The sequence below is a fragment of the Pseudomonas asgharzadehiana genome, from assembly GCF_019139815.1.
GTDB classification, from domain to species: Bacteria; Pseudomonadota; Gammaproteobacteria; order Pseudomonadales; family Pseudomonadaceae; genus Aquipseudomonas; species Aquipseudomonas asgharzadehiana.
Window position 1 is genome coordinate 1,703,621 of the sequence record NZ_CP077079.1, and the last position, 17,922, is coordinate 1,721,542.

18 protein-coding genes are annotated in these 17,922 nt (G+C 61.1%); 10 read left to right on the plus strand and 8 right to left on the minus strand.

Annotated elements, in window-relative coordinates:
- Positions 1-97: 97 nt before the first annotated feature.
- The 5 genes from KSS96_RS07795 to KSS96_RS07815 all read right to left on the minus strand — a co-directional run bounded on the left by KSS96_RS07795 (position 98) and on the right by KSS96_RS07815 (position 6,102).
- The gene (locus KSS96_RS07795) at positions 98-2,668 is read right to left on the minus strand and encodes a TonB-dependent receptor (protein WP_217855969.1); all 2,571 of its coding nucleotides are present in this window, start codon (positions 2,666-2,668) and stop codon (positions 98-100) included.
- A gap of 128 nt (positions 2,669-2,796) precedes the next feature.
- Positions 2,797-3,765, minus strand: a complete 969-nt coding sequence (locus tag KSS96_RS07800; RefSeq protein WP_017529631.1) for a FecR family protein — start codon at positions 3,763-3,765, stop codon at positions 2,797-2,799.
- A complete protein-coding gene (locus tag KSS96_RS07805; protein ID WP_068937770.1) occupies positions 3,762-4,301 on the minus strand; it encodes an RNA polymerase sigma factor in 540 nt (179 codons plus the stop codon). Before KSS96_RS07805 ends, KSS96_RS07800 begins: the two co-directional genes overlap by 4 nt.
- Positions 4,302-4,418: 117 nt before the next feature.
- Complete coding sequence (locus tag KSS96_RS07810; protein ID WP_065877117.1) at positions 4,419-5,291, minus strand: dihydrodipicolinate synthase family protein; 873 nt, start codon at positions 5,289-5,291, stop codon at positions 4,419-4,421.
- Between the two features lie 28 nt (positions 5,292-5,319).
- Entirely contained in the window at positions 5,320-6,102 is a 783-nt protein-coding gene (locus KSS96_RS07815; protein WP_017529628.1) for an aldolase, read from the minus strand.
- A gap of 159 nt (positions 6,103-6,261) precedes the next feature.
- Here KSS96_RS07815 and KSS96_RS07820 point away from each other — a divergent pair, with 159 nt between their 5' ends.
- A complete protein-coding gene (locus KSS96_RS07820) occupies positions 6,262-6,789 on the plus strand; it encodes a helix-turn-helix domain-containing protein (RefSeq protein ID WP_116078288.1) in 528 nt (175 codons plus the stop codon).
- Between the two features lie 18 nt (positions 6,790-6,807).
- Here KSS96_RS07820 and KSS96_RS07825 read toward each other — a convergent pair whose 3' ends face one another.
- Positions 6,808-7,824 (minus strand): DUF4917 family protein, encoded by a 1,017-nt coding sequence (locus KSS96_RS07825; protein WP_017529626.1) that lies wholly within the window; start codon positions 7,822-7,824, stop codon positions 6,808-6,810.
- 124 nt (positions 7,825-7,948) lie between these two features.
- Between KSS96_RS07825 and yiaY the strand changes: the two genes are divergently transcribed.
- The 6 genes from yiaY (at position 7,949) to KSS96_RS07855 (ending at position 14,432) form a co-directional block, all read left to right on the plus strand.
- Positions 7,949-9,097, plus strand: coding sequence for an L-threonine dehydrogenase (gene yiaY / locus KSS96_RS07830; protein ID WP_026067406.1), 1,149 nt, complete (start codon positions 7,949-7,951; stop codon positions 9,095-9,097).
- A gap of 85 nt (positions 9,098-9,182) precedes the next feature.
- Positions 9,183-9,857, plus strand: a complete 675-nt coding sequence (locus KSS96_RS07835) for an NAD(P)H-binding protein (RefSeq protein WP_017529624.1) — start codon at positions 9,183-9,185, stop codon at positions 9,855-9,857.
- Positions 9,857-10,810, plus strand: coding sequence for a LysR family transcriptional regulator (locus KSS96_RS07840; protein WP_065877116.1), 954 nt, complete (start codon positions 9,857-9,859; stop codon positions 10,808-10,810). The genes KSS96_RS07835 and KSS96_RS07840 overlap by 1 nt, the downstream gene beginning before the upstream one ends.
- A 102-nt stretch (positions 10,811-10,912) precedes the next feature.
- Positions 10,913-12,106 carry a CaiB/BaiF CoA transferase family protein gene (locus KSS96_RS07845; protein ID WP_217855971.1) on the plus strand — a complete coding sequence of 398 codons (1,194 nt, stop codon included), beginning with the start codon at positions 10,913-10,915 and terminating at the stop codon, positions 12,104-12,106.
- A complete protein-coding gene (locus tag KSS96_RS07850; RefSeq protein ID WP_017529621.1) occupies positions 12,103-13,044 on the plus strand; it encodes a hydroxymethylglutaryl-CoA lyase in 942 nt (313 codons plus the stop codon). The genes KSS96_RS07845 and KSS96_RS07850 overlap by 4 nt, the downstream gene beginning before the upstream one ends.
- Positions 13,045-13,103: 59 nt before the next feature.
- Entirely contained in the window at positions 13,104-14,432 is a 1,329-nt protein-coding gene (locus tag KSS96_RS07855; RefSeq protein ID WP_065877114.1) for an MFS transporter, read from the plus strand.
- A gap of 7 nt (positions 14,433-14,439) precedes the next feature.
- Here the strand turns inward: KSS96_RS07855 and KSS96_RS07860 are convergent, their stop codons facing one another.
- Positions 14,440-14,925 carry a DMT family transporter gene (locus tag KSS96_RS07860; RefSeq protein WP_017529619.1) on the minus strand — a complete coding sequence of 162 codons (486 nt, stop codon included), beginning with the start codon at positions 14,923-14,925 and terminating at the stop codon, positions 14,440-14,442.
- 77 nt (positions 14,926-15,002) lie between these two features.
- Here KSS96_RS07860 and KSS96_RS07865 point away from each other — a divergent pair, with 77 nt between their 5' ends.
- The 3 genes from KSS96_RS07865 (at position 15,003) to KSS96_RS07875 (ending at position 17,272) form a co-directional block, all read left to right on the plus strand.
- Complete coding sequence (locus tag KSS96_RS07865; protein ID WP_411736600.1) at positions 15,003-15,908, plus strand: LysR family transcriptional regulator; 906 nt, start codon at positions 15,003-15,005, stop codon at positions 15,906-15,908.
- A 75-nt stretch (positions 15,909-15,983) separates the two neighbouring features.
- Entirely contained in the window at positions 15,984-16,625 is a 642-nt protein-coding gene (locus tag KSS96_RS07870) for a LysE family translocator (RefSeq protein WP_065877112.1), read from the plus strand.
- A 119-nt stretch (positions 16,626-16,744) separates the two neighbouring features.
- Positions 16,745-17,272: a DUF4142 domain-containing protein gene (locus tag KSS96_RS07875; RefSeq protein WP_017529616.1), complete on the plus strand. Its 528-nt coding sequence runs from the start codon at positions 16,745-16,747 to the stop codon at positions 17,270-17,272.
- Positions 17,273-17,336: 64 nt separating this feature from the next.
- On the opposite strand, the gene KSS96_RS07880 is transcribed toward KSS96_RS07875, so the two are convergent.
- Entirely contained in the window at positions 17,337-17,837 is a 501-nt protein-coding gene (locus tag KSS96_RS07880) for a methylated-DNA--[protein]-cysteine S-methyltransferase (protein WP_017529615.1), read from the minus strand.
- Between the last annotated feature and the right edge of the window lie 85 nt (positions 17,838-17,922).

Here is a 17,922-nt window from a genome sequence, read left to right on the forward strand (position 1 = left end):
GGTAACCGAAATCCAGAGGGCTTCAAGGGAAGCCCATCTAGCCACAACCCCCGCCGAACGCGGGCCTACAGCTGGGCGCGGATTTATCCGTACAGTTTTAGAAGAAGCGGGTGACGCTGATCTTGGCGTTGCGGCCTTCGCTGTAGACACCTTCGCCGCTGAGCGCAGGTTGGTAGCTGCGGTTGAACAGGTTGTCTACGGTGAAGTTGAATTCGGTGCCTTTGAGGCCTGCCTGTTGCGGTTTCCAGTTGGCGAACAGGCCCTGGGTGTCGTAGCTGGCGTTTTCGGTTTGGTCATAGATAAAGTCGCCGATGGTTGAGTTCAAGCCGCCAGAGTAGATGTCGGTGGGTACGCGATCGGTCTTGCGTACGAACTGGCCCTGCCAGCCCACTTGCGCGTTCCAGCTCGGAATCTTGGTGCCCAATACCACGACCCATTTGGCCGGGGGGATATCCCGTGCCCATACGTGACGGTCGGTAGCCCAGGGGTTGGTGTAGGGGTTATCGCGTTTACCTGTAGCCCAGGAGTAAGTCAGGGAGCCGAACAGGTACGTCGAGTCGTAGTAGCCCTCCAGTTCGACACCCTTGATAGTCATGCCGCCGACGTTGCGATAGTTGGTTCTGGACGCCGTGTCGGTACACACCGTATCGATATTGCCCGGCACCGTCATTTGCCGTTCGCAGCCGATGCCGGTGGCCTTCATGATTTCGTCTTCGATACGGTTGTGGAACAGGGTGGTGCGCAGTTGCAGGTTGTCATCGCGGGTAAAGACACCGGAAAAATGGGTGACGTTGCCCGCTGTGATGGCCGTAATGCGCTCCGGTTCGAGGTTGAGGCTGGTGGCGCTGCGAGTGCTGTTGGCACCTTGGACCTCGTATTGTTCATCAATGACCGGCGCACGCCACGTGCGGTTCCAGCTGGCGAAGAACGCCACATCCGGGGTCACGTTCCAGAACGCGGCCAGGCGCGGCGACCATCCTGTATAGGTGCGGTCGCTGTAGTCATGGCCGACACGCGGGTCCGGGTTGCTGTAGTACGGCGCATCATTGGCTTCGCCGCGGTTGCGCACATGGTCGTAACGCAGGGACGGGGTGATTGTTACGTCGCCGAGTGTTACGGCGTCCTGCACATAGAAAGCGTTGGTATCGGCCTTGCCGTGAGGCATGAAGTAGGGCTGGAAATGCCCATAATTGTATCTAGCGGTGTTGTAGGTTGCCCCCGGCATCCAACTTTCGGTTTCGCGGCTGTGCTTGCGAATCTGCACGCCGGTGGTGACCGCGTGTTCCAGCGGGCCTGTGGTCAGCAGGCTTATATTGCGTACCTCAAGTATTCGATCGATGTAAGACGTTTCCATCTTGCGTCCACCGGTACTCAGGCCTATGACAGCGTTCTCGGCGCGCTCGTCAGTCTGGTCGGTCTGAGAGAATGAGTAGCTGAGTTTCAGGTCGATCAACGGATTGTTCAGCGGCTGGTATTGGTATTTGCCCGACCAGGTGGTGTCGACGGTTTCTCGGTCGGCCAGAAGACGTTTCAGCGCGCCTTCGTAGCCATACCGGTTGATGGTCGATTGCGTGGGTGGTGACGGGTAGCTTTTAGCCGAAAACGGCGCCATGCGTTCGCTTTTGGCGCTGGAGTAGGACAGTCCCATGCTGTGTTCGTCGGTGAAGTGAGCATTGAACTTCAACAGCTCGCCTTCTACATCCTGTGCACTGTTGGGTAGGCGCTTGGGGTTTATAGGGTATTCATTGCGCGGGTCCGGCGGCGTGCCTGCCAGCTTCATGTCTGCGCCGTCGCGCTTGGTCAGGTAGATCAGGCCGTCCATGCGCCCGTCATCGGTGCGACCATACAGCGCGCCGCTGTACACCTGCTCGTGGGTATTGCTGGAGTAGCCGTACTTGGTCATTGCTCCGGCATTGCGCCCGTCCTGGAGCAGGTCCGGTGCATCTTTTGTGGTCATGTTGACCGTGCCGCCGAAACCGCCGTTGCCGTTGAATGGCGAGTAGGGGCCTTTCTCTACCTCAATGCTTTTGATCAGCTCCGGCTCGATAAAAACCGTGCCTTGTTGATAGCGTTCGAAGCCGCTTTTGGTCGCGCCATCCACGGTCATGGGCACATCTTCGGCGTCGCCCATGCCTCGAATGTTGATGGTCTGGCCGCCTGGCTTGGGTGAGCCGCCCATGAATATCCCAGGTAGGGTCTGCAGCAGCGATGGAATGTTGTCGGGCTGGTATCGATCGATATCCGCCTGGCTCAAGGTGGAACGCCCTACGGTGCTGGAGTCGACTTCATTGCCGGTGCCGATCACGCTCAGAGCGTCCAGCTGGATCGCGCCGCTGTTGGTGGTCTTGGCCTCTTCGGGCCTTACCACGTAGGTGCTGCCGACCTTGATCAAGGTGAATTCGCCGTTTTTCAGCAGGGTGCGGATCGCCACTTCCGGCGTGAAGTCACCGCTGAGGGCCGGCGCCTTTACGTTCTTGAGCAACTCTTCATCGAACAGCAGCTGGATTTTTGCCTGCTGCGCCACTTGGCTCAAGGATGTTGCCAATGGCTGCGCAGGCAGCTGCAGCGTGAGCGAGTCGGCTTGGGCGCTGAGGCTTAAGGCCAGGCAGGTGGCGATGAGGGTCGGTCGAAGAAACAGGTGCGAAGCATGGCAAGGCGCGCGAAACATGAAATCCCCCGGTGCGGCCAAATGGCCAGAAAGGTGCGCGTATCAAACGCAGACCGGAGGAAGACGGAGCAGGCAAAAAAAACCACACCTGCGAATGAAAAATATTCTCATGTGTGGCTTTCAGCGAGTTATTTGCTCGATTCAATCCGTACGATGCCATCGGCCGAGACCACGGTTTTCACCGGCAGCAGGGCCGGTAATGCGTTGAGCAGGGCGTCTGGATCGTTCACATCAAGATTGCCCGAGACCTTCAGGTGCGCCACGGCGTTGCTGACCTGCATCGGTGCCTGGGGGCGGTACAGGCTCAGTTCATCGATCAGGCCGGCCAGCTCACGGTTGCGAAACGACAAGTGGCCACCGCGCCAGTCGGCGACCTCTTCGCCGGTGAGGGTTTGTTGTTGCACGGTGCCCTGGGCGTAGCTGTAGTTGGCGCGTTGCCGGGCGCCAAGCAGGGTGGCCGGGCTTTTTGCGTCCGGCTCGAAGGCGACCTCTCCATGGGCGACGCTGACCACCAGCTGTTGCGGGCTGCGCCGCACGTCAAACCCGGTGCCCACTACCCGCACGCTGGCCTCGCCGGCTTGCACGAACAGCGGCCGTTCCTTGTCGGCGGCCACTTCGATGTACAGCTGGCCTTTGTCCAGATGCACGATGCGTTGGTGCGCGGTGAAATCCACGCGCAGGCGCGTATTGGCATTCACATACAAGGTACTGCCATCCGGCAGGGGCAAGGTGCGCATGCCCTTGGCATGCGCCGCGACCTGGGTGTGGTAAAGCGTGCGGGGCGCGCCTATCTGGGTGGCCAGTACGGCGCACAGCAACCCGGCGGCCACGGCCAGGGCAGGGCGCCACACGGAGGTTTTGCGCGTCGGCAGCGCCACGGGTTTGTTCAGTTGCTGCAATTGGGCCAGGTCGGCCCACAGTTGTTCGAACTCGGCATAGGCGCGCGCGTGCGCGGGTGTTGCCAGCCAGGCGGCAAAGGCCTTGCGGTCGGCACGGTCGGCGTCGTTGCGATGGCGGGCAAACCAACTGGCGGCCTGGGCATCGATGGCGTCGCTGTCTTCGATGTCGAGGGCGTCGGTGTCGCTCAGGCGGTTCATTCTGGCTGCTCCGTGCCGGGTTCGGTGTGAAGGCGTCGCTTGCAATGCAGCAGGGCAAAGGCGATGTGCTTTTCCACCATGCTGGTCGAAATGCCCATGCGCTCGGCGATCTGCGCCTGGCTCAGGCCTTCGAAGCGGTGCAGCATAAGGGCTTCTCGCCTGCGGGGCGAGAGTTCGGCGAGGACTTCTTTCAACTGTTCCAGGCGTTGCAGGCGCAGCGCCGCGGCCATGGGGTCGTTTTGCTCGTCGGTGACAGGTTCCGCGTCTATGTCATCGTGACCCGCATGGACGGTGTGCCGTACCTTCTGTTTGCGCCAGTGATCACGCAGCAGGTTGCGCGCCATCTGGAACAGAAACGCCCGTGGCTGCTCGACGTTGGCCCGGTCGCGGTAGTTGAGCCATTGCGCAAAGACATCCTGGGTCATGTCGGCCGCGTCGTTGACGTTGTCGGTGCGTTTGCGCAGGAAATACAGAATGTCCGTATAAAACCCGCGAAAGGCATCGGCCGACAACGGGTCGGGCTTGGGACGAGACATGGATATCCTTCTTGACGAAGCACGGCTTGGAAAGGTCGCGAATGATATCGAGAATTATTGCTATTTGTCTCTATTTAAAAGGTGGGAAGGGGCCCCCTCCCACACTCGATCGCCGCTTCAGCGCAGCAATGTTCTCAGCTGTTCCATTGCCGCTTCGCCCAATGGAAACACCGGCAAGCGCGGATCGCCCACCTCCAGCCCGGTCAAGCGCAAGCCCGCCTTGATCGTCGCCGGCAACCCACCTTTGAGGATGAAGTCCAGCAACGGTAACTGGCGATAAAACAAATCCCGCGCCTTGGTCAGGTCGTTGGCCAATACGGCGTCATACAACGCGAGGTTCAGCTGTGGGATCAGGTTAGGCGCCGCCGTGCACCAGCCTTTGGCGCCCGCCGCGAAGGCTTCCAGCGCCAGCGGGTTGCAGCCGTTGTAGAACGGCACGTCGCTGTGGCGATGCAACTGATGCATGCGTTGAATATCCCCGGTGCTTTCCTTGACCATCGTGACGTTACTCACCTGCTTGATGATGCGCAGGATCAAATCCACCGACATGTCCGTGCCGCTGGTGGCCGGGTTGTTGTACAGCATGATCGGCACGCTGATGCTGTCGCCGATCGCCGCGTAGTGGGCGAGGATTTCCGCCTCGCTGAGTTTCCAGTACGAGGTCGGCAGCACCATCACCACATCGGCGCCGTTGGCCTCGGCGTACCGGGCACGGCGCACGGCTTTGGTGGTGGTCAGGTCGGACACGCTGACGATAGTCGGTACGCGCCGGGCGATCTTTGCCAGGCTGTAGGCGCTGACTTCATCCCACTCGGCATCGCTCAAATACGCGCCTTCGCCGGTGCTGCCCAAGGGGGCGATGGCATGCACGCCGCTGTCGATCAAACGGTCGATGGAGCGCCCGAGGGCATCCAGGTCGATGCGCTGGCCGTCGGCGCTGAACGCAGTGATGGTGTAGCCGATGATGCCGTGAATAGTTGGGCTGGACATGGAAAGTCTCCGGTCGAAAAAGGGCAGGTCAGTTCAGGCAATCGGCGTGTTGGCGCAGGTTCTGCCGGGCGTAGTAATTGAACGCGGCGCCATCACGCTTGGGCCGGGAGATCCAGTCGTGGGCTTCGCGCCCAAGCGCCGGCAGGATTGGCTTGATGGTGCCCGCCGCCATTGCCAGCAACTGCAACTTGGCCGCGCGCTCGATCAACTGCGCGATCACGCAGGCTTGCTCGATGCTCGCGCCGGTGGACAATTGGCCATGGTGCGAGAGCAGAATCGCGCGTTTATCGCCCAGGGCCGCGGTGATGATTTCGCCTTCTTCATTGCCCACCGGCACCCCTGGCCAGGTTTCCAGGAAGGCGCAGTCTTCGTACAGTGGGCACAGATCCATATGCGACACCTGCAACGGTACTTCCAGCATCGACAATGCCGCGATATGCGTCGGGTGCGTGTGAATAATGCAATTCACATCCGGGCGGCCACGGTACACCCAACTGTGAAAACGGTTCGCCGGGTTGGGGATGCCATGACCTTCCAGCACTTCGAGGTCTTCGTTCACCAGCAACAGGTTGCTGGCGGTGATCTCGTCAAAACCCAGGCCCAGTGGTTGAGTGTAATAGGTGCCCGGTTGCGGCCCGCGCGCGGTGATCTGTCCGGCCAGACCGGAGTCGTGGCCGTTCTCGAACAGGATGCGGCAAGTGAGCGCCAGCTTTTGCCGGTCGGTCCACGTATTATCCGCCAGGGTGTTTTGCATCTGGACCAGCGCTTGCTTGACCAGTTGGTCTTTGGGGAGTGCTAATGTCTTGGCCATATCGGTGTCCTTTGGGTGGTTCAATGGACGTCGGATTTGCTGTTTCCCGCTGCTCGCAAGGTCGTTGGGTGAAGGCAAATGACACTAATGATGCTATATGACACTTTGTGTCATTGGCAAGCGCAGCCTATCGTTTCTTGCATGGATTAACTGCAGCACATGTCTATCCGTTTGAAATTATTGAGAAAAAAACTTGGCGTAACCTTGGAGACCCTGGCCGAAAAATCCGGGATGACCAAGAGCTACTTGTCCAAGGTCGAGCGCGGGCTCAATACGCCGTCCATCGCCGCCGCGCTAAAACTGGCCAAGGCGTTGAACGTGAACGTCGAAGAACTGTTCAGCGAAGACCGTGTCAGCCTCGACAGCTACAGCCTGGTACGCAGCCACGAGCGGCCCGACACCTCACCGGGTTACGCGGTACTTGCCCATCAGGTCAGCGAACGCAGCCTGTTGCCGTTCATCATCTACCCGCCGGCGCAATTCAGCGACAAGACCTTCAAGGAGCACCTCGGGGAAGAGTTTTTGTTTGTGCATGAAGGTTCGGTCGAGGTGGATTTCATGAATGAGCGAGTGATTCTGGAGCGCGGTGACGCGCTGCATTTCAACGCGCAAAAGCCCCACCGGATTCGCTCGGTGGGGGAGGTGCAGGCGCAGTTGCTGGTGGTGGTGCACAGCGCCGAGGAATGATAGCGATGGGGCTTGAAATCAGCGCTCGACCGGCACCGACAACGCCGGATTACCCAATGCATGGGTGCGCGCCGCAAAAAACTTCAGCTGCACGCCGGTGCCGTCAAACAACTCCGAGTAGCGCCGCTTCTGCTGGCGGATAAACCCCTCGCTGCGCCCCGATACCGAGATCGCCAGGGTCGTCAGCCGGGCCTGGCGAATCGCATCCACCAAGTGTTTGTCCTGCGGCCCCAACTCATGGCCGAAAACGCACAGCGCGCCCTCGTGGTTCAACAATTGCTCATAGCAGAACGACAGGTAATCGGAGCTGCGGATGGTTTTGAGCTTCTCTTGCACCTGGCCTTCGCTGACGAACAGCGGCACGTCGTCGAGGGTCTTGATCGTATGGTTGATGGCAAAGCTGCTGAGCAAGGTGCTGTCGGTGGAAGGCAATTTGCGCGCGGTGCCGTCGAGGTTGCGCACCAGGTGCAGGCCGCCGTGCAGGTACAGAATGCGCGTGGCCTCGCAGTGGGTGTGGCGCAGGTCGAAGCTGGCGTCGGCGCTGCCGAATAGATCGTCGATGCCGGGGGCATGCAGGGTCGCCCAGTAATTGAGCAGGTCGTAATTGCTGGTGAACACCGTTGAGTAGTGCTTCAACTCGGCGTTGATCGTCGCCAGCGTCGATGGCTGCACCAGACGCCACGGGATGTGCACGCTGTGGATGGTATTGATCAAGGCTTCCTTGATTGCGTAGTAGCGATTGCGCGGTGCGGCCGAACTGACCGCCAGGGCCTTGTTGACCCGGCTGGTGGTTTTCAGCGCCCCCAGGGCCTGCTCGAAGCTACGGGTTTGCAGGGCGTCGAACACGCTGAGTTCGGATTGGCTCAGGGGTTTTTCTTCCACGGTGCGTGCGTTTTCAAACAGCGAGTCGTAGGCGAAGTCTTCCCAAATCGTGCGGCTTGCGCCGTTGCCGATCAAAATCCCGCTGAAGTGGATGGCGCTGCGCAGTGCGCTCCAGTCTTCAAGGTGGGCGTCAATAGCTTGGAAGTCCTTCATTGCGGCGGGTCTACTCAAATCGGCTGGGTGGTGACTTTATCACGAGCCGGCGTTGATCCTGATCAAGATGCCGCTGGCGCGCGAGGTCGATGCTGTAGGCATAAACGTTATCCGAGGATTCGCCATGAGCAGCACCTTTTTCATTCCCGCCGTCAACATCATGGGCACCGACTGCCTCGACGAAGCCATGAACGCGATTCGCAACTACGGCTTTCGCAAGGCGCTGATTGTCACTGACGCCGGCCTGGCCAAGGCGGGCGTGGCGAGCATGATCGCCGAGAAACTGGCGATGCAGGACATCGATTCGGTGATTTACGACGGCGCCAAGCCCAACCCCAATGTGGAAAACGTCGAGAAAGGCCTGGCGCTGCTGCAGCAAAGTGCCTGTGATTTCGTGGTGTCTTTGGGCGGCGGTTCGCCCCATGACTGTGCCAAGGGCATCGCCCTGTGCGCGACCAACGGCGGGCACATTGGTGACTATGAAGGTGTCGACCAATCAGCCAAGCCGCAACTGCCCTTGGTGGCCATCAACACCACCGCCGGCACCGCCAGTGAGATGACCCGTTTCTGCATCATCACTGACGAAACCCGTCACGTGAAAATGGCCATTGTTGACCGCAACGTCACGCCGCTGCTGTCAGTCAACGACCCCTCGTTGATGGTCGGCATGCCCAAGGGCCTCACCGCCGCCACCGGTATGGACGCCTTGACCCATGCCATCGAAGCCTACGTGTCCACCGCCGCCACGCCGATCACCGATGCGTGCGCCATCAAGGCGATAGAGTTGATCAGCGCCAATCTGCGCCTGGCCGTACGCGACGGCAGTGACAAGGCCGCCCGGGAAAACATGGCGTACGCGCAGTTCCTCGCCGGCATGGCCTTCAACAACGCATCCCTGGGGTTCGTGCACGCCATGGCGCACCAACTGGGTGGTTTCTACGACTTGCCCCACGGCGTGTGCAATGCGGTGCTGCTGCCCCATGTGCAGAGCTTCAACGCCAGCGTCTGCGCCAGACGCCTGAGCGACGTGGGCCGCGCATTGGGCGCTGACACCAGGGGCATCAGCCATGAAGAGGGCGCCCAAGCGGCCATCGCCGCCATTCGCAGCCTGGCCCAGGATGTTGAAATTCCCGCCGGCCTGCGCGAACTGGGGGCCAAATTGCAGGATATTCCGCTGCTGGCCGGCAATGCCCTCAAGGATGCGTGTGGGCTCACCAACCCACGACGCGCGGATCAGCGGCAGATCGAGGAGATCTTTCGCAGCGCGTTTTGAATAGGGGCAGCGGCACGCTGCACGCGTTAAGCTACAAGTCGAATGCGTTTAACTTGAGCTTGCGGCGTGCCGCTGAGGTCCCCTTATGAGAGTTCTGTTATTCGGCGCCACCGGCATGGTTGGCCAGGGCGTCCTGCGTGAATGCCTGTTGGCCGCCGACGTGCAGGAGGTCGTCGCCGTCGGCCGCACGCCGTTGCCTCAGGAGCACGGCAAGCTGCACCAGGTATTGCACAGCGACATGCTCGATTTCCATCCCCTGGAAAACCTGCTGCAAGGCTTTGATGCGTGCTTCTTTTGTCTCGGCGTTTCGTCGGCAGGCATGAATGAAACCCGCTACACCCACCTCACCTATGACCTCACGCTGGTTGCCGCCAGCACCTTGGCGCGGCTCAATCCTCAGATGACGTTTATCTATGTGTCCGGCGCCGGTACCGACCGTTCCGAAGCGGGCAAGTCGATGTGGGCGCGGGTCAAGGGCAAGACCGAAAATGCGTTGCTGCGCTTGCCGTTCAAGGCCGTGTACCTGTTCCGGCCGGGGCTGATCCAGCCACTGCACGGCGTGCGCTCGAAGACGCCGCTGTATCAAGGTTTTTATGCCGTCCTGGGCCCGTTGCTGTCGCTGGTGCGCCGTGTCAGGCCGGGCTGGGTGGTGAGTACCGAGACGGTCGGCCGGGCGATGTTGCAGGCGGTGCGTCAGGGCGCGCCGCAACCGGTGGTGGAGCAGGCCGATCTCCATCGCTTGGCCGGCGAGCGTCACTGATGTTGCACAAAAGCCTGGTGCGCCGCCTCGACCTGATCACCTTGCAGTTGTTTGTCTCGGTGTTCGAGGAGGGTACGCTGACCCGCGCCGCCGCCCGCGAAGCCATAGCGGTATCGGCCGCCAGCAAGCGCCTGATGGATCTGGAGCATGTGTTGGGCGTGAGCCTGTTCGTGCGCCGCGCCAAGGGCATGGACCTGACGGCCGCCGGCGAAACCCTGTTGCACCACGCACGGCAGATGCTGTTCAACGTCGAAAAAATGGGCATGGAGCTGGGCGAGCACAGCCACGGTGTGCGCGGTTATGTGCGGATGCTGGCCAATCTCTCGGCGATCATTCAGTTCCTTCCGGAAGATTTGCGGGATTTTTCCGAGCTGCATCCCGAAGTGAAGACCGACCTGGAAGAACGCCCGAGTACCGGCGTTGTGCAAGGCGTGCTGGATGGCGTGGCGGACCTGGGCATCTGTTCCTGCGATACCGATACCAAGGGCCTGCTCAGCGTGACCTATCGCCACGACAAACTGATGGTACTGATGCCCGCTCATCATCCGCTGGCCGCGCGCGACAGTTTGGCTTTCGCCGAGACGTTGGGCAGTGACTACGTGGGGCTGCATGTTGCCAGTTCCATCAATATGCGCACCCATGCCGCCGCGCGCGAGGCCGGCAAGATGTTGCGCCTGCGCATTCATGTGCCGGGCTTTGATGCAATGTGCCGCATGGTCCAGGCGAATATGGGCATCGGTATCCTGCCGCAGAAGGCCTACGAACTGTTTGGACGTGCGCTGGGCCTGCACGCGGTGCCGCTGACCGACGCCTGGTCGGACCGCCGATTGATCCTCGTGGCGCGTGACGAGGCGCAGTTGTCGCCGGTGAGCCGTTTGTTGTTCGATTATCTGAGCCTCTCGATGCCTGCCCTTGAGCTGCCTGTGAGTTCTGTCCTACAGACTATTCGCTGAGCGTTCGCGTTTTGCGAACGAACCTTGCCGACTGACGGTTGGATTTCTCTAATGCCGGTCCTCTAGCCTTGGTTCACATTCCAAGAATAAGAGGTACACCTCATGACGACTCCCCTGAGCGGCATCAAGGTGATCGAGATCGGCACCCTGATCGCCGCACCGTTTGCCGCACGGTTGATGGCCGAGTTTGGCGCCGAAGTGATCAAGATCGAATCCCTGGGCCAGGGCGATCCGCTTCGCAAATGGCGAAAGCTGCATGAAGGCACGTCGTTGTGGTGGTACCTGCAATCGCGCAACAAGAAGTCGTTGGCCCTGAACCTCAAGTCCAGCGAAGGCCTGGGGCTTATCAAGCAACTGCTCGGCGACGCCGACGTCCTCATCGAAAACCTGCGCCCCGGCGGCCTGGAAAAACTCGGCCTGGGCTGGGACGTATTGCACGCTCTAAACCCCAAGCTGACGCTGGTGCGCATTTCTGGCTACGGCCAGACCGGTCCCTATCGCGACCGCCCGGGGTTTGGTGCTATCGGAGAGGCCATGGGCGGCATTCGCTACACCACCGGCAGCCCGGATTCGCCGCCGGCGCGGGTGGGGGTGAGCCTGGGTGACTCCCTTGCGTCCCTGCACGGTGTGATCGGTGCCTTGATGTCGTTGCTGCGGGTCAAGACCGGCCAGGGTGATGGGCAGGTGGTCGATGTGTCCCTGGCCGAAAGTGTGTTCAACGTGATGGAAAGCCTGGTGCCCGAATACGACATGCTCGGCCATGTGCGTGAACGCAGCGGCGGCGCGTTGCCCGGCATTGCACCGTCCAATACCTACCTGACCGCCGATGGCGCCTACGTGGTGATTGCCGGCAACAGCGACCCGATCTACAAGCGCCTGATGACCGCCATCGGCCGCGCCGACCTGGCCGAAGCCGCTGAGTTTGCCCACAACGATGGCCGCGCGGCCAAAAGCGCCGTGCTGGATGCCGCCATCACCCACTGGACCAGCAGCCTGCCCATCGAACAAGTGCTCAGCGCGCTGGAAGCCGCTGAAGTACCGGCCGGGCGCATTTACTCGGTGGCGGACATCGTCAGCGATCCGCACTACCAGGCGCGCGACATGTTGCTCAACGCCCAGTTGCCCGGCGGCGTGTCGGTGAAGATGCCCGGCATCGTGCCCAAGCTCTCCGAGACACCGGGCGCCGTGAACTGGCAAGGCCCGGCGCTGGGCCAGCACACCGACGACATCCTCAGTGGGCTGGGCCTCGCCGACGCCGATATCCAACGCTTAAAAAATACGGGGGTGGTGCAATGATCCAGGATTATTCCGAGCCATTGATCGTGCAGGAAGTCTCGCCGCGCGATGGCCTGCAAATCGAACCGACCTGGGTCGAGACGGCCGACAAGATCGCGCTGATCGACCAACTCTCTCTCGCCGGGTTTTCACGGATCGAGGCGGGCTCGTTCGTCTCGCCCAAGGCCATCCCGGCGCTGCGTGACGGCGAGCAAGTGTTCCACGGCATCGAACGCAAAGCGGGTGTGATCTATGTCGCGTTGATCCCCAACCTCAAGGGCGCCCAGCGCGCCATCGAGTCCCGCGCCGATGAACTGAACCTGGTGATGTCCGCCAGCCAGACCCACAACCTGGCCAATATGCGCATGCGCTGCGAAGCATCGTTGGCGGCGTTTGCCGAGGTGGTGAGGTTTGCCGCCGACCATCCGGTGCGCCTCAACGGCAGCATCGCCACCACCTTCGGCTGCCCGTTCGAAGGCAAGGTCGACGAAGACCGCGTGCTGCAGATCGTGCAGGCCTATCGCGAGCTGGGCATCCAGGGCATCACCCTGGCTGACACCACCGGCATGGCCAACCCGCGTCAGGTGCAGCGTTTGGTGAAACGCGTGCTGCAACACGTGCCGGCCAGCGACCTGACCCTGCATTTCCACAACACCCGTGGCCTGGGTTTGTGCAATGTGCTGGCCGCCTACGAGGCCGGCGCACGGCGTTTTGACGCGGCGCTCGGCGGCCTTGGCGGTTGCCCGTTTGCGCCGGGGGCGTCGGGCAATATCTGTACCGAAGACCTGGTCAACCTGTGTGAGGAAGTGGGGATTCACACCGGTATCGACCTGCCGCATCTGCTGACCCTGTCGCGCCGTTTGCCGGCGCTATTGGGCCATGAGTTACCCGGCCAGGTGGTCAAGGCCGGGCGCAACAGTGACCTGCATTCACCTGCGGCTTACATCGCCACGTTGTAACGCCATACCAGACAACAAAAACAATCGGACGCCCATGAGCGGTCCGCTGGAGAAGCACAATGAGCACTGATACGTTAGAGACTGGCGCGCACCCGGTCGGCAAAGACGACGCCATTAAAGCGGTGGTTAAAAAGGTCGCCTGGCGCCTGATGCCGCTGATCATGGTGTGCTACCTGTTCGCGTTTTTTGACCGGATCAACATCAGTTTCGCCAAGTTTCAATTGCAAGCCGACCTGGGCTTGAGCAATACCGCGTATGGCCTGGGGGCGGGTCTTTTCGTGGTGGGTTACGTCCTCTTCGAAGTGCCGAGCAACATGATGCTGTACAAGTTCGGTGCACGGCGCTGGATCGCACGGATCATGGTGTCGTGGGGGCTGGCGACCGCCGCCATGGTGTTCGTCACCGCGGAGTGGCAGTTCTACGCGCTGCGTTTTCTGATCGGCGCCATGGAGGCCGGTTTTGCCCCTGGCGTGCTGTATTACCTGACGCTTTGGTTCCCGCAGGATTTCCGTGGGCGCATCACGTCAATGCTGTTCCTGGCTTCGGCGTTTTCCGGGCTGGTGGGCGCGCCGTTTTCCGGGCTGGTGCTGGAACACATGGATGGCGTGCTGCAGATACGCGGCTGGCACTGGTTGTTCCTGCTGGGTGGCCTTCCGTGCCTGCTGTTGGCGTGGATGGTGCTGACGCAACTCAAGGACCGCATTGAAGATGCACATTGGCTGAGCGCCGACGAAAAGGCCCTGTTGGCCAGCCGCATCGCGGTGCATGAAGTGCACAAGAAAGGCTCGTTGCTCCAGGCTGTGCGCATCCCGGGTTTCCTGATGCTGGGGCTGATCTATTTCCTGATCCAGGTGGCGTCCTACGGCCTCAACTTCTGGGCGCCACAGTTGATCCGAAGCGCGGGTATCGAAAGCCCGATGGTGATTGGCTTGTTGACCGCCATCCCGTACATCTGCGGGGCCATCACCATGGTCGTGGTGGGGCGTTGGTCGGACGCCACAGGTGAGCGTCGCAAGTTCGTCAGTGGGTTGGTGGTGTTGGGGGCGATTGGCTTCTTCTGCGCTGGGATCTTTGATAACCACACCACCTTCCTGATCATTGCGCTGGGTTTGCTGGGGGCCGGCATTATTGCCTCGATCCCGACGTTCTGGACGTTGCCGCCCAAATTGCTGGCAGGTGCCGGCGCCGGTGCGGCGGGCGGGATCGCGTTGATCAATACCCTGGGGCAACTGGGCGGTATCGTCAGCCCGGTAATGGTGGGGCGCATCAAGGACATCACCGGCAGCACCACGCCGGCGCTGTATGTCATTGGCGTGTGCGCGTTGGTTGCCGCGGCGCTGCTGATGTGGGGCCTGCCGCAAAAAATGCGTACCTCCGACAAGCGCTGACCTCGTTTCACGCAGCGGCCAAGGCTTTGGCCGGCGCGTTGGCGAACTGAATCAACGCCACTGCGGCCATCAACAACAGCGCCCCGACGACACGGGGCGTTGTCAGTTGGCGCTGCGCCAGGCCGAACAGGCCGAAGTGGTCGAGCAGCAGCGATGCCAGCATCTGCCCGGCCAGGGCCAAGGCAATAAACCCCGATGCCCCCAGCTTGGGCAACAGCATTAACGCCAGGGAAATAAAACACACGCCAAATGCACCGCCAGCCCACATCCACAAGGGTGCCTGGGTGATAAACGCCAGGCTCGGCAAGGGCAGTCGCAGGGCGATAATCACGGGCAACAACACGATGATACTCACCAGCAACGAGGCCAAAGTGGCCCACAACGGGTGGCCGAGCCCGCGCCCGAGGTTGGCGTTAATCGCACTTTGAAACGGCACCACCGCGCCAGCCATCAGCGCCAGCGCGCCCAAACCTGCCCAATGCCACATCGTCATGTCGAAACTCCTAGAGGTTTTGCTGGACTCTAAGTTATTCGTCGCGCAAATTTAAATTCAAAGTTTTTATGCTGAGTATGCAGCTGATGAATGACCTGCGCCGTATCGACCTCAACCTGTTGGTGATCCTCGACGTCTTGCTGAGTGAGCAACATGTCACCCGCGCCGCCGAACGCCTGCACCTCAGCCAACCGGCGGTCAGCCATGCGCTGGCGCGCTCGCGTGACCTGTTGGGTGACCCGTTGTTGGTGCGCCAGGGCGGCGCATTGGTGCCGACCGCGCGTGCGCTGGAGCTGGCTGCCCCACTGGCCGAAGCCCTGGCCCAGGTGCAGGCACTGCTGGCGCCGAATCGCTTCGACCCAGCCTCGGCCAAACGCCGTTTTCGCGTGGCGATGTCGGACTACAGCGCGGCAATTTTCCTACCCAAGTTGATCCGTGTGCTGCGTCGTGAAGCGCCGGGCATCGACTTGCAGATCATCCAGGCCAGCCGTGAGGGCATGGTGGACGGCGTGCTCAATGGCGATCTCGACCTGGCCGCCGGGGTATTTCCCGACATGCCCTGCGAGCTGCGTACTACGCCATTATTCGAAGAGCACTATACCTGCCTGGTGGACCGCAATAGCCTGCCGGAAAACGCCACGCTCGATTTGCCTACCTACCTGGCGCGTCCCCACGTGCTGTTGGAAATGCGCGGCAGCGGTACCCCGGAAATCGAACGGGCGCTGACGGCGATTCGCGAGCGGCGCCATGTGGCAGTCAGCCTGCCGCACTGGGGCGTGGCGCCGCAGTTGATTGAAGGCACGGACTTGATCCTGACGGTGTCGTCGCGGGGGTTGCTGAATATCGATCAGCAGCATTTGCTGGCCGTGCCACCGCCGTTTCATATCCCGGCGTTTGCGTTTGAGCTGGCATGGCACGCGCGGCGCGGCGGGGATTCGGGGTTGCAGTGGTTGATTGGGCGGGTGCAGGGCGTATTGACGTAACCCGCTCGTGGCATTTGCACTCCTTGGCAGAACAGGCAGAATCCCTCCACGTTCAACCTCTCCAGAGTCGCCGCCATGACCCCATCCCTGCTGCTCGCGGTCCTTGCTTCAGGCTTTATCTATGGCATCACGCCTGGCCCTGGTGTGCTGGCTGTGTTCGGCATCGGCGCCGCCCGAGGCCGTCGCGCCGGGGCGGGTTTTCTTTGCGGGCATTTGCTGGGGGATGTGGTGTGGTGCAGCACGGCGCTGATCGCGATTGTCGGCGCGCGGGAAGTGGGCAGCAGTGCGTTTGATGTGCTGGGCGTGCTCAGTGGGCTGTACCTGTTCTGGCTTGGCTGGCGCGCGATTCGCACCCGCCAGCGTAGCGGTGATGCGCCACAGGGCGCGGCGCGGCATCCGTTCTGGCACGGCATCGTGTTCGGCTTGACCAACCCCAAGGCTTACCCGGTGGCGGTTGCAACCTTCACTGCGTTGCTGTCCAGTCGTGCCGAGATGCTGACCTGGGCGATGCTGCCGGGGTTGATTGTTTTGAGCTTTATCGGCGGCCTATTGGCCTATGCGATCCTGGTCGGCGTGGTCGGCGCGCAGCGCGTGCGCACGGTGTATCAACGTCATGAAATCCTTATCACCAAGCTCTGCGGCGTGATGTTTATCGGTTTCGCCATCAACGCCTTGGCGCATGCATTACCCGGCCTGTTCGGCAGTAAACCGGCCTGATGCGGCAACGACCGTTCGTCGTGCGGGCAAGTTTTTTCTAAACCTTTACCGTCCTGAAAATTCGAATTCAGGGCGGGGCGTGTTCCCCCGCACTTATTTTTGCCCTGGAGGAACCCATCATGAGCCGCATGGCTATCCGGTTACGCACCGCCAGTTTCGCGATGCTGCTGGGCCTCGGCGCCAGCAATGCTTTCGCCCAGTCGCCTGCTGAATTCATCGAGCAGGCATCGGCCAAAGGCATGGCCGATATCGAAACCAGTCGCATGGCCCACGCCAAAACCTCGTCCCAGGAAATCAAGGACTACACCATCGAGGTAATCAACGAGCGCACCCTTGCCAACCAGCACCTGGCCGCCATTGCCAAGAAGCTCGACCTGCCTGTGGCGCCGCGCGAGAAGATCGTCGACAAAGCCGAGACCCTGATGCCTGAACTCAAGGACGGCGACTCCTTTGATGCCGCCTACACCGCGCAACAGGTCAAGGAAAATGAAGACGCTATCGCCCTGTTCAAGCAGGGAGGCGCTGCTTCGGATGTCCCGGAAATCAAAGCCCTGGTGGACGAAACACTGCCTAAGCTGGAAGAGCGTTTGCACAAAGCCCGTGCTTTGGCATCGACCTACGGCAAAGGTCATCAAGGCGACGGTTGAGGCCTTGGGTTGAAATAAAAAACGGCGGTTGGATTTGATTCAACCGCCGTTTTTTTTGCCTGGCTCAGAATGCCAGAGCCGCCTGGCCTGTGCCTTCCAGCGCGAGCAAATATTGCTTGGCTTGCAGCCCTCCGGCGAAGCCGGTGAGGCCGCCCGACGCACCGATCACTCGATGGCAGGGGGCAATGATCGAGATCGGGTTACGCCCGTTGGCGGCGCCGACCGCACGCACGGCTTTGGGGTTGCCGATCTGTCGGGCGATCTGGCTGTAGCTGCGGGTTTCACCGAAGGGGATGGTGAGAAGTGCCTGCCAGACTTGCTTCTGAAAGTCGGTGCCGGTGAAGTCCAGTTCCAGCTCGAATGTGCTGCGTGTGCCGGCGAAGTACTCCCGCAACTGGCGCTCGGCTTCCAGCAGCACCCGGCTGTCGTTTGCCTCGCGCAATTCGCCCAGGCGCACTCGGTTGGCGCGCTCGCACTCCCACAAAATGGCGCTGAGTTTGCCATCACGCGCCACCAGGGTGAGCTGGCCGACGGGGGAGGGCATGAGCTTGTAGTCGTAGGGCATGGATGGGCTCCTCAAAAGGCCGGTTCAAACGGTTACGTCGTGACTGTAGTTCTATCAGCCGGGTGGGAAACTACGTTTCTTGCGA

Excerpts from the sequence above, each read along its gene's own strand:
- KSS96_RS07825 (WP_017529626.1), bottom strand. The coding sequence starts at position 7,824 with ATGAAGGACTTCCAAGCTATTGACGCCCACCTTGAAGACTGGAGCGCA.
- KSS96_RS07810 (WP_065877117.1), bottom strand. The coding sequence starts at position 5,291 with ATGTCCAGCCCAACTATTCACGGCATCATCGGCTACACCATCACTGCG.
- KSS96_RS07835 (WP_017529624.1), top strand. The coding sequence starts at position 9,183 with ATGAGAGTTCTGTTATTCGGCGCCACCGGCATGGTTGGCCAGGGCGTC.
- KSS96_RS07845 (WP_217855971.1), top strand. The coding sequence starts at position 10,913 with ATGACGACTCCCCTGAGCGGCATCAAGGTGATCGAGATCGGCACCCTG.
- KSS96_RS07795 (WP_217855969.1), bottom strand. The coding sequence starts at position 2,668 with ATGTTTCGCGCGCCTTGCCATGCTTCGCACCTGTTTCTTCGACCGACC.
- KSS96_RS07800 (WP_017529631.1), bottom strand. The coding sequence starts at position 3,765 with ATGAACCGCCTGAGCGACACCGACGCCCTCGACATCGAAGACAGCGAC.
- KSS96_RS07840 (WP_065877116.1), top strand. The coding sequence starts at position 9,857 with ATGTTGCACAAAAGCCTGGTGCGCCGCCTCGACCTGATCACCTTGCAG.
- KSS96_RS07880 (WP_017529615.1), bottom strand. The coding sequence starts at position 17,837 with ATGCCCTACGACTACAAGCTCATGCCCTCCCCCGTCGGCCAGCTCACC.
- KSS96_RS07815 (WP_017529628.1), bottom strand. The coding sequence starts at position 6,102 with ATGGCCAAGACATTAGCACTCCCCAAAGACCAACTGGTCAAGCAAGCG.
- KSS96_RS07860 (WP_017529619.1), bottom strand. The coding sequence starts at position 14,925 with ATGACGATGTGGCATTGGGCAGGTTTGGGCGCGCTGGCGCTGATGGCT.
- yiaY (WP_026067406.1), top strand. The coding sequence starts at position 7,949 with ATGAGCAGCACCTTTTTCATTCCCGCCGTCAACATCATGGGCACCGAC.
- KSS96_RS07865 (WP_411736600.1), top strand. The coding sequence starts at position 15,003 with ATGCAGCTGATGAATGACCTGCGCCGTATCGACCTCAACCTGTTGGTG.
- KSS96_RS07820 (WP_116078288.1), top strand. The coding sequence starts at position 6,262 with ATGTCTATCCGTTTGAAATTATTGAGAAAAAAACTTGGCGTAACCTTG.
- KSS96_RS07805 (WP_068937770.1), bottom strand. The coding sequence starts at position 4,301 with ATGTCTCGTCCCAAGCCCGACCCGTTGTCGGCCGATGCCTTTCGCGGG.
- KSS96_RS07875 (WP_017529616.1), top strand. The coding sequence starts at position 16,745 with ATGAGCCGCATGGCTATCCGGTTACGCACCGCCAGTTTCGCGATGCTG.
- KSS96_RS07870 (WP_065877112.1), top strand. The coding sequence starts at position 15,984 with ATGACCCCATCCCTGCTGCTCGCGGTCCTTGCTTCAGGCTTTATCTAT.
- KSS96_RS07850 (WP_017529621.1), top strand. The coding sequence starts at position 12,103 with ATGATCCAGGATTATTCCGAGCCATTGATCGTGCAGGAAGTCTCGCCG.
- KSS96_RS07855 (WP_065877114.1), top strand. The coding sequence starts at position 13,104 with ATGAGCACTGATACGTTAGAGACTGGCGCGCACCCGGTCGGCAAAGAC.